Annotated in this window: 9 protein-coding genes; 4 read left to right on the forward strand and 5 right to left on the reverse strand. The window is 69.5% G+C overall.

Translation table 11 applies throughout. From position 1 onward, the window contains the following. The first annotated feature begins 110 nt into the window (after nt 1–110). Entirely contained in the window at nt 111–1,457 is a 1,347-nt protein-coding gene (gene chrA / locus VF632_RS26790; protein ID WP_331026028.1) for a chromate efflux transporter, read from the forward strand. Nucleotides 1,458–1,461: 4 nt separating this feature from the next. Here the strand turns inward: chrA and VF632_RS26795 are convergent, their stop codons facing one another. The 3 genes from VF632_RS26795 to VF632_RS26805 form a co-directional block, all read right to left on the reverse strand. Then, nucleotides 1,462–1,965, reverse strand: a complete 504-nt coding sequence (locus VF632_RS26795) for a GNAT family N-acetyltransferase (RefSeq protein WP_331026029.1) — start codon at nt 1,963–1,965, stop codon at nt 1,462–1,464. Nucleotides 1,966–1,968: 3 nt separating this feature from the next. Further along, complete coding sequence (locus tag VF632_RS26800; RefSeq protein ID WP_331026030.1) at nt 1,969–2,319, reverse strand: hypothetical protein; 351 nt, start codon at nt 2,317–2,319, stop codon at nt 1,969–1,971. Nucleotides 2,320–2,397: 78 nt separating this feature from the next. Further along, nucleotides 2,398–3,876: an MBL fold metallo-hydrolase gene (locus tag VF632_RS26805; protein ID WP_331026031.1), complete on the reverse strand. Its 1,479-nt coding sequence runs from the start codon at nt 3,874–3,876 to the stop codon at nt 2,398–2,400. Nucleotides 3,877–4,117: 241 nt separating this feature from the next. On the opposite strand from VF632_RS26805, the gene VF632_RS26810 reads away from it, so the two are divergent. The 3 genes from VF632_RS26810 to VF632_RS26820 are packed head-to-tail and all read left to right on the forward strand — an operon-like array spanning nt 4,118 to nt 7,469. Next, on the forward strand, nt 4,118–5,233 hold the full coding sequence (locus VF632_RS26810) for a PilT/PilU family type 4a pilus ATPase (protein ID WP_331026032.1): 1,116 nt from the start codon (nt 4,118–4,120) through the stop codon (nt 5,231–5,233). Continuing rightward, complete coding sequence (locus VF632_RS26815; RefSeq protein ID WP_331026033.1) at nt 5,233–5,856, forward strand: thermonuclease family protein; 624 nt, start codon at nt 5,233–5,235, stop codon at nt 5,854–5,856. The genes VF632_RS26810 and VF632_RS26815 overlap by 1 nt, the downstream gene beginning before the upstream one ends. 50 nt (nt 5,857–5,906) lie before the next feature. After that, the gene (locus VF632_RS26820) at nt 5,907–7,469 is read left to right on the forward strand and encodes an amidase family protein (protein WP_331026034.1); all 1,563 of its coding nucleotides are present in this window, start codon (nt 5,907–5,909) and stop codon (nt 7,467–7,469) included. A gap of 270 nt (nt 7,470–7,739) precedes the next feature. Here the strand turns inward: VF632_RS26820 and VF632_RS26825 are convergent, their stop codons facing one another. Further along, the gene (locus VF632_RS26825; RefSeq protein WP_331026035.1) at nt 7,740–9,437 is read right to left on the reverse strand and encodes an alkaline phosphatase family protein; all 1,698 of its coding nucleotides are present in this window, start codon (nt 9,435–9,437) and stop codon (nt 7,740–7,742) included. 146 nt (nt 9,438–9,583) lie between these two features. Then, entirely contained in the window at nt 9,584–10,138 is a 555-nt protein-coding gene (locus tag VF632_RS26830) for a hypothetical protein (protein WP_331026036.1), read from the reverse strand. Nucleotides 10,139–10,463 lie beyond the last annotated feature (325 nt).

Here is a 10,463-nt window from a genome sequence, read left to right on the forward strand (position 1 = left end):
GATCTTCAGGTCCTGCCCGGTACCGTACGCGGCAGGTGAAGCCCGAGTTTCAATCCATCGCCCCCGCCTTGCGTTTGTGCTCGTCCCGTCCGCCCGTTATCGTCCCGCCCATGCTCCCCCCGACCGCATCCCCGACCGATACCGACGCCCTTCCCGACGTGCCCTTCCGCGAGGCCGTACGGACGTGGGCGCGTGTAGGGTTCCTGAGCTTTGGCGGGCCGGCTGGGCAGATCGCCGTCATGCACCGCATCCTCGTGGACGAGAAGCGGTGGATCGGCGAGGCGCGCTTTCTTCACGCGCTGAACTACTGCATGCTCCTGCCCGGCCCCGAGGCGCAGCAGCTGGCTACGTACGTGGGATGGCTGCTGCACCGCGCGAGGGGCGGCCTGGTGGCGGGGCTGCTGTTCGTGCTCCCCGGGTTCCTGACCATGCTGGCCCTCAGCGCCACCTACGCGGCGTACCGCAACACCGGGCTGGTGGCCGCGCTGTTCTTCGGGCTGAAGCCGGCGATCATCGCGGTGGTGGTCGAAGCGGTGATCCGCATCGGCCGGCGGGCGCTGAAGGATCGTGCGCTGGTCGCGCTGGCGGCGGCGGCGTTCGCGGGCATCTTCTTCCTGCAGGTTCCCTTTCCGGTGATCGTCCTTGGCGCAGGCTTCGCCGGATGGATCGTCGAGCGCCGCCGCGTCGCCCCCGAAGCCCCGCCGCCCGGCGTCGTTCCGCGTGCGGGGAGCCGCGAGGCGGAGTGGATGCACACCATTCGTGTCGTGGCGTTGTGGCTGGTGATCTGGTGGATGCCGGTGGCGCTGGTGTGGATGGTGTTCGGCCGCGCGAGCGTGTTCGTAGACCAGGGGCTGTTCTTTGGCCACGCTGCGGCGGTGACGTTCGGCGGGGCGTACGCGGTGCTGGCGTACGTGGCGCAGCAGGCGGTGGAGCGATACGGCTGGCTGATGCCGGGGGAGATGCTGGACGGCTTGGGGATGGCGGAGACCACGCCCGGGCCGCTGGTCCTCGTGCTGCAGTTCGTGGCGTTCGTGGGCGCCTACCGCGATCCCGGCGCGATCCCGCCGATGCTGGCCGGGGTGCTGGGGGCCACGCTGACCGCGTGGGTGACCTTCGCGCCGTCGTTCCTGTTCATCTTCGCGGGCGCCCCGTACGTCGAGCGCCTGCGCGGCAACCGGGGGCTCGCCGCGGCGCTGCGGGGAATCACCGCCGCGGTCGTGGGGGTGATCCTGAACCTGGCGGTCTGGTTCGCCCTGCACGTGCTGTTCGGCCGCATCGGCGAGGTGCGCGGCTTTGGGCTGCGCGTGCTCGTCCCGGACTGGGCCACCCTGAACCCCGCCTCCCTGCTCATCGCTGTCGGCGCCGCCGTAGCGATCTTCCGCTTCAAAGCCGGCATGCTCCCGGTCCTGGCCGGCGCCGCCGCGTGCGGCATCGCCTATCGCCTGCTGCTCGGCTGAACCCTCAGGGGAGCGACGTCCGAAGCGTTGCCATCGGGAGGAACATGGGCTGGGGTAGCTTCGAAGGCGGGATCACCTGGAATCCGTATCTCTCGTAAAAGCCCATGACGTCGGTACTCTTCGCGTCTACCAGCACCCCGAGAGCGGCACTGAGTTCGGCGGCCCGCAATGAGGTTTGCAGAGCGTGTTTGAGGAGGTCGCGGCCAAGCCCCCGGCCGTGGCGGCGCTCGTCGGTTGCGAGCTTTCCGATCAGGATCGCGGGAATCGGGTAACGGGGAAGCCGTTGGGTGACAATCGCGGCTAGCTGGTCGGCCGCGATCGAGGTGTTGCTCAGGGCGTAGTAGCCCAAGAGGACGCGTGACGCGGGATCGTCCACCGCTACGTAGATGCGGCTAAGCCCACTCTCATGGTTCGAGAGAGCGTGCTTGCGGAGGAACGTGTCCAGAGCGGGCTCTCCGCAACGGAAGCCCTCCCGATCATCTCCTCTTTCCAGCGGCCGGATGACCATCGGTCACGACGCTTCCATACCGGCTGCATCGGCCCCCATCAGGGCTCGGAGCGCATCCGTGGGTTCCGGCGGGCGGGTGATCAACCGCTGAACGAACGCGAAGCCCTCGGGTTCCAGGTTGTAGGTGGCCGTCCTTCGCGCGCGGTCCAAAAGGGGATTGACTACTTCCCTGACCCGCGTTCCGGCCGCGTCCATGCTCCCGACCCGACGCCCGGCCAGGGATTCTTCAACGGCCCACGCGAACAACGAGACAGCGTTTCGTACCAGATCGGAACTGCCGGTTTCCAGGAGCTTCTGGATTCGCTCGATCTGTTCGATGTCAGCTCGTTCCTTGATCTTCGTCTCAATGCGCATCTCTTCTCCGGGTGTGCGGAAGCATTGATACACTGAAGCTTGCGGCTCAGTTCCCGGAGTTCTCCGGGCCTGCGACCGCTATTTTCCGGAAGCCGGGGTGCCGGATCTAGCAGGAACCAGCCTTTCTTCCGGCGTTTTGACCGGGAGGCCCGCGGCGTGCCAGGCCTGGTATCCGCCGGTGAGGTTCATGACGTCGGTGATGCCGTGGGCCTGCAGGACGCTTGCGGCGATGGCGGAGCGCGCGCCTCCCTGGCACTGCAGCACCACCGGCTTCCCTGTTTGCACCTCGTCCAGGCGGTCCGGCAGGTAGCCCAGGGGAACGTTGGGGACCGACGGCAGGTGGCCGGCGTCCCACTCCGCGCGCCCCCGCACGTCGATCACCTCCACGTCGCCCGCCTCCATCCGCGCCCGCAACTCCGCCGCCGTGATCTGCGGAATGCGCTCCATCGGCCGGCCGGAGCTCGCCCACGCCGCCACCGCGTCGCTCCCGAACCAGCCGGCCACCTCGTCCAGCCCGATCATCGCCAAGTCCTTTACCGCCTCGGCCACGGCCGCGCCCGACTCGTCGGCCATGAGCAGATAGAACGGCTGGCCGAAGGGAACCAGCGATCCCGCCCAGGTGCTGAACGACTTGTTGAACGGGATGTTGATGGTGCCCGGGACGTGCCCCTGGCCGAACGCGTCTGTGGAGCGCGTATCCACCACGGTCGCCCCGCCTTCCAGCAACGCCGCGAGCGTGTCCGCCTCCATCCGCGCCGGACGGGGGAAGCCGTTCAGCAGGGCCGGGCCTTCGCGGTTGATGCGCTTCATCTGCGCGAAGTACTTCGGCGGCTCGGGCTGGCCAGCCAGCACCGTGCGGACGAATGCGTCCTCGCTTTCTTCCGACACCGCCCAGTTGAACAGCTTTTCGTAGCCGAGCGTGCTGTGCGGAATGGCGCTCATCCCCTTACCGCAGGCGGAGCCGGCGCCGTGCCCCGGCCAGATCTGCAGCCAGTCGGGCTGCTCGGCCTTGAAGCGCCGCAGGCTGGCGAACAGGCTGCGCGCCCCCGCTTCCATGGTTCCCGCCACGCCGGCCGCCTTTTCCAGCAGGTCCGGCCGCCCCACGTCGCCCACGAAGATGAAGTCGCCGGTCACCGCGGCGATGGGCCGGTCGGCGGCCGCCGCGTCGGTGATCAGAAAGCTCAGGTGCTCCGGCGTGTGCCCGGGCGTGTGAAGCACCGTCACCCGCACGTTCCCTACGGAGAACCGGTCGCCGTCGCGCACCAGCGTCGCGCCGTCCGCCGCGGCAAAGGCGTACTGCCAGTCGTCGCCCCCCTCGGCCGAGAGGTAGAGGCGCGCGCCGGTGCGCGCCGCCAGCTCGCGGCTTCCCGAGACGTAGTCGGCGTGGATGTGCGTTTCCGTCACCGCTGTCACGCGAAGCTTCTCCGCCTCCCCGGCGCGCACGTACTGCTCCACGTCTCGGTTGGGGTCTACCACCAGCGCGTCGCCGGTGGCGCCGCAGCCGATCAGGTAGCTGGCCTGCGCGAGCTTTTCGTCGTAGAAGCGCTTGACGATCATGACAGTGCGTGGGTGCGGGTGCGTGGGTCCGGAACCATCCCGAAGGTAACAGGTCGGCGCGCGTTCCGCCGCCTCCGGCGCGGAGAATCACAAGAATAGGCGGTTGGTGGCGGGTGCCGTGCGACGTTGCGAATGTTATCGTTAGGCACACGACCACGCGCGCGGCACCGGTCCGCGCAACCTCATCTCCCGAAGACGCAAGCCCGGTGGGCGGGCGGTCGCAGCCCGGAGTCCGTACCCGGTGGAAAAGATCATTGCGGCGGCGGTGGAGCGCGGGGCCAGCGACATCCACGTGAAGGGCGGCGACTTCGTTCGCGCGCGCATCAACGGGCGCCTGGTGCCGCTCACCAGGCAGAAGCTGACGCCCGACCATTCGCGCGCTTTTGCCCTGAAGGTGCTGCCGACCGAGCGCGCGCGGTCGCAGATCGACGAGATGATGGACTTCGACTGCTCGTGGGGGCTGTCGGGGACGGGGCGGTTCCGCGTGAACATCATGCGGCAGCGCGGAAGCTTCAACGTGATCCTGCGCGTGATCCCCTTCGAGGTGCCCACGCTGGAAAGCCTGGGGCTGCCGAGAGTCGTGGAGCAGATGGCGCTGGCCGAGCGCGGGCTGGTGCTGGTGACGGGCGTGACGGGGAGCGGCAAGACGTCGACGATGGCCGCGATGATCCAGCACATGAACCTGCATTCCGAGCGCCACATCGTCACGCTGGAAGACCCCATCGAGTTCCTTCACCGCGACAACCACAGCTCCATCTCGCAGCGCGAGGTGGGCACCGACACCGACTCGTTCCACAAGGGGCTGCGGGCGGCGCTGCGTCAGGACCCGGACGTGATCCTGATCGGCGAGATGCGCGACAGCGAAACCATCGAAATCGCGCTGAAGGCCGCCGAAACGGGGCACCTGGTGATCAGCACGCTGCACACCAAGGACGCCACCAACACCATCTCCCGCCTGATCGCCGCCTTTCCAACCGACGAGCAGAACACGGTGCGGCTGCGGCTTTCCGACGCGCTTCACGGGGTGATCTCGCAGCGCCTGCTCCCCCGGGCAGAGGGCCAGGGCCGCGCGGTGGCGGCGGAGGTGATGCTGCGCACGGGGACCATTGAAGATTGCATCCGCGACCCCGACCGCACCACGGAAATCCGCGACCACATCGCCGCCGGGCGCGAGAGCTACGGGATGCAAACGTTCGACCAGCACCTGGCGGACCTTGTGCGCGCCGGCACCGTCAGCTTCGAGGTGGCGCGCGCGGCGGCCAGCAACCCGGGCGACTTCGACCTGCACGCACGCCTGGCCGCCCCCTCCTCCGCCGACGCGGACCTGAGCGGGATCATGATGGGCTCCAGCTACTGATGGGCCTTCGGCGAGCGGGCAGCTGGATGCTTCTCGCGGCCGCATTTGCCGCCTGCGAGCCGCCACCGGTGGAGGACGCGGGCACGCCCGGCGCCACGCCGTCGATCGTCCCCACGATCGAGTTCGGACCCAAGGAGGAACGCAACTCGGCCGCCGCGTCCCGACGTTCCGACGATCGAGACGCGGGGGGACTGGCGTGCGTTGTGGCGCACGACGGGATCCGCGACGGCGACACGCTGCGCTGCAGGGATGGCCAGCGCGTGCGCCTGCTGATGATCGACGCGCCCGAGCTGGGCCAGGGCGCCAGCGGCGAGGCGGCGGGCGATGCCCTGCGCGCGCTCGCCCCGCCGGGAACCCGCGTGCGCCTGGAAACGGACGTGCGGGAGCGGGACCAGTTCGAGCGCCTCCTGGCATACGCCTGGCTGCCAGACGGGCGGATGGTCAACGAAGAGATGGCGCGGTCGGGATATGCAGTGGCGCTCGTCTATCCCCCGAACGTGCGCCACGCGGACCGCATCCGCGCGGCCGTGCGGCAGGCCCGGGCGGCTCGCCGGGGGCTGTGGGCGGAAGGCGGCTTCGATTGCGAACCGCGGGAGTGGCGCGCGGGCCAGTGCGAGCGCTGATCCCTCTACCCGCTGACGTAGTTTCGTTTCCAGGAGGTACAGTGAACTGCATGCGATCTCTGCTTCGTGGATGGATGGCGGCCCTTGCCGTGGCGCTTCCCCTCGTCTTCGGCAGCGCCGCTTCGGGCGAGGCCCAGACGCCGCGCTTCGAGGTCCGGGAAGCCGGGATCGAGGAGATCCACCGGGCATTCCGCGCCGGCCAGCTGACCGCACGGGCGCTGGTGGCGGCGCACCTGGCGCGCATCGACGCATACGACCGGCGGGGCCCCTACCTGAATTCGCTGATCACCGTGAATCCCGACGCACTGGCGGTGGCGGATTCGCTGGATCGGCAGTTCCAGCGGACGGGGCGGCTGATGGGACCGCTCCACGGGATTCCGGTGATCGTCAAGGACAACTACGACACCCGGGACCTGCCCACCACCGCGGGTTCGCTCGCGCTCGCCGGCTCCGTTCCCCCGGACGACGCGTTCCAGGTGCGCCGCCTGCGGGAGGCCGGCGCCATCGTCCTGGCCAAGAGCAACATGGCCGAGTTTGCCTTCACGCCGTACGAGACCGTGGGGTCCATGCTCCCCGGCTACACCCGCAACCCGTACGACCTCACCCGCGGCACCGCCGGGTCCAGCGGCGGCACGGCGGCGGCGGTGGCGGCGAGCCTGGGCGTGGTGGGGCTGGGCACCGACACGGGCAACTCCATCCGCGGACCCGCCTCGCACACGGCGCTGGTCGGCATCCGCTCCACCATGGGGCTGACCAGCCGCGACGGGATCGTGCCCCTGTACCTGGACCGCGACGTGGGTGGGCCCATGGCGCGCACCATGGCCGACGCGGTGCGGGTGCTGGACGTCATCGCTGGACCCGACCCCGCGGACCCCGTCACTGCCGAGAGCCGTGGGCGCGTGCCGCGCGAGGGGTACGCCGCGCACCTCCGCGCCGACGGCCTTCGCGGCAAGCGGATCGGCGTGGTGCGGCAGCTGTCGAACACCCCGACCACCGACACCGCGGTGCTGGCGCGCTTCGAGGAGGCGCTGCGGGTGATGCGGAACGCGGGCGCGGAGGTGGTGGACGTGCAGATCCCGGAACTGGACACCATCTCGGGCTCCCTGTGGTGCGGGCGCTTCAAGACGGACATCAACGCCTACCTGGCGAGCCTGGGGGCGCGTGCCCCCGTGAAGAGCCTCGACGAGATCGTGGCGTCGGGGAAGTTCCACCCGTCGATCGCGGGGCGCCTGCGTGAGTTCCAGCGCTTCACCTCTCCGGAGGAGGACGAGGCGTGCCGCGAGGCCGTCGCCAACGTGCCCAAGCTACGCGCGGGGGTGCGGGCCGTGCTCTCGTCCGGGCGGCTGCACGCACTGGTGTACCCCACGTGGAGCAACCCGCCCCGCCTGATCGGGGATCTCAACACCCCGCATGGCAACAACAGCTGGCAGCTCTCGCCTCCCACCGGCTTTCCGGCCATCTCGGTGCCGATGGGCTACGTGCAGGGGAACCTTCCCACCGGGCTCCAGATCCTGGGTGACGCCTGGAGCGAACCGGTGCTGATCCAGATCGGGTACGCCTTCGAGCAGGCGACCCGGCACCGCCGCCCGCCGCAGTCGACACCGCCGCTGTAAGGCCTCTACGCTGATGGTGCATCTACCTGGATGGGCTCTATGATCTCTACGATGTTGCTAGTTCGAGTGCTCCTGGTTCTCCTGCCGGCTGCCGCATTCACTGCAGCGCGCGCGCGACCAGCTGCAGGCCATGCGCCCCACGAATGATCCGGGTGGCGACATCGTGCTGTGACTCCGCAAATCGCTGATGGAAACAAGAACCGCCTCGGGATGCGCTCCCAGGCGGTTCTTTCGTTGGCGCCTGTCGTATGCTGCAGGCGGTACCGCCCGTCAGCGGGCGCCGCCGGAGCCCAGCAGGTTCAGGATCAGCGGGGTGATGCTCAGTTGCGTGGGGTTCGGCCCCACGGCTCGCCGAACGCGGTCGCGGATTCTGTCGCCGGAGGTGTTGGCGCGGGCGACGAGGAGAGGAATCTCGCTATCCTGCGCGGTGGGGCTGCCGTGCCACGACTGGTAGTGCCCCGAAAAGTAGTATCGATCCGCGACGGGAAGATGCATTCCGGTGCGCGCCAGCAGCAGCACGTCTCCCGCGCGGTGGCCATAGGGGCCGGCGGCCAGCCCGTGCAGCCGCCGCTCCAGGTCCAGCAGCTCCGGCCGTGGATGCGCGGCCAGGTACTCGCGGATGGGCACCAGCCGGGTGCCGTCCCACACCTGGAAGGGGAGCGCGTCCTGCCCCGGCGCGCGTGGCTGCCGCGCGAACACCAGGTCCAGTGTGCCGCGAAGGCCTGGGACGCCCGCGCCGGTCCGGTTCGCGGCGTCGAACGCGCGGACGACGGGGAGCACGTCTTCCCGCAGCCGCGGCGGCCGCTTCCAGTCGCACGGAGCGCCCTGCTCGGCGCAGGTGGAGCGGTCGGCCAGGTACACGTAGGCAAACGCGCCCTGGTACGCCACCGTGGCCTGGTAGTCTTCCTCGTCCGGGTGCGGGTTCAGGCGCAGCGCGCGCACGCGAAAGCCCGCGTTCCGCAGCACCTGCGGCGGCTCGTCGTCGCCGTCGGTCCCTAACGAGTGGCGGTCGTCCGCCAGCACGGGCGTGTGGCCGTGGTCGGCGACGAACATCACCCAGGTGGAATCGAGCGCCCCCGCCCGGCGGTACGCTTCCAGCACCTCCCCCACCCGCGCGTCCACCACCTCGGCCAGGTACCGAAGCTGGTCGGTCAGAGGATTGCGCGCCACGTGGGTGTACAGGTCTACCCCGGGAAAGTAGATCACCTGCAGGTCCGCCACGCCCCGGCTGTCGACGCTCTTCAGCAGGCTTTCCACGGCGGTGACGTCCAGTTCTTCGTACACCTCCTGGCCGGGCGACTCGCCGTTCACCAGCCCCTCGGCGGCCTCGGTGACGAGCCGCGTGTAGGCCCGCGGCTCCGGCATGGTCAGCAGGTCGGCGCCGCGGTGAAACGCCTGCAGCGACACGTACGACCGCACGCCGGCCCGCTCGTACACCGTGGGCACGCGCAGCACCTGCCCCATGTACTGGTCGGTAAACACCTTCAGGGCGTGCTCGTGCTCCGTCATGGTCACGGGCGCGGGCGCGTAGAAGCGCCGCTCCTCGCGCGCGAACCACTCGTTTCCCGGCACGCCCGTGTACGCCGGCGGCTGGCCCGTGAAGAGAGACGCCCACGCCGCGAAGGTGGTGGAGGGGAGCACGCTCAGCACGCCGGGCTGCATCCAGGCGTGCTCCCAGGTGCTGCTGTCGGGCGTCGGCCGGCCGAGGAGCGCGGCGACCCGCGGCATGCGCCCGGAGCTGACGGCGGTGCGCAGCGCGCCCTCGCCCACCCCATCCAGCGCAAAGACGAGCACGCGCGACCCGCCACGGGCCGGGCGCATGGGATCGCGCAGCACCTTTTCGCCGCCCTCCGCCACCAGCTCCACCATCTCGCGCGGGGCGTCGCCCTCGATCTCATAATACCAGACGACCCCCGCGGCGCCGAGCAGCGCCACGACGGCGAGGGTGATCCAGGCGCGCCGTTTCATCGTGGGAGAGCCGAACGTGCGGGCGGTGGCGGATGGGGTGCGCTGGACCGCGCGCCCCGTGCACAGGGATGAACGAAGGCGCGGGCTCGCAGGGACCATGCCCCGCGAGCCCGCGTCCGGCTCGAAGATGGGAAGCCGTCAGGCGGTCAGGCCGCGGCTCCGGCGGCGACCGGCTCCTCGTCCAGGATCATGGACGAAAGCAGCGCCAGGTGCTGAGGCGTGCAGTACAGGCGGATCTCGCCCTTTTCGCCGGCGCGAACGCGGTCGCGCGTAAAGCAAACCACCCGCCGGTCGGCGCAGAGGCGGTCGAGCGCGCGGGCGGCGCGGGGGGTGTCGGCGTGGCCTTCGACGCTGCCGCCGTGGCGCTTCCAGTGCAGGTGAAGGGCGACTTCTTCGGCGGAGACGGCGTCGTGTACGGTGGGGTTGAACTGGTCTTCGTCGAGCATCTCCAGCACCAGCTCGCGGTCGCGCAGGTAGCGATAGGCGTCGCGGGCGTCCTTTTCGCAGCGGTCGTCGCAGGGCACCGCATCGGTATGCACGGCAACGACGTCGCAGCATTCGCTGCCCACCAGGGTGGCTTCGTCACCGGCTTTCCACCGGTCCAGCGCGGCTTTTTCGGCGACCTTCCTGTTCACGGCGTCCACGGCATAGCGGATCGTCTGGCGGAACGTGATTTCCACCTCGTAGCGCTTTTGGTCCATCCTCGCCTCTCCGGGGGGTGACTCAGAACGCGGGCCGCTGGGGCCGGCTGGGCGGCGGCAGAAGCCCGCAATGCGCGGCGTATCTGCCAATATCGTGCTCACGTCGTGATACGCGTGATGGTGCAGAATATAATGGCAGATGGCACTTTAGTGTCTTGGGGATTTGTTCGGGTTGATAAACACGGAGAGTGAAAACGGTTTGGTGAGGCCGCAGGTGCTGATGGCGCATTCGGTTAGGGATGTGGATGGATGCGCGGGCAGGGATGGGGAGGAACTTCGGGCGGGGTTCGATTGGCTGCCTCGCATGCTGAGGGAGCCCCTCCCC

This window comes from Longimicrobium sp. (assembly GCF_036388275.1).
Taxonomy (GTDB): domain Bacteria; phylum Gemmatimonadota; class Gemmatimonadetes; order Longimicrobiales; family Longimicrobiaceae; genus Longimicrobium.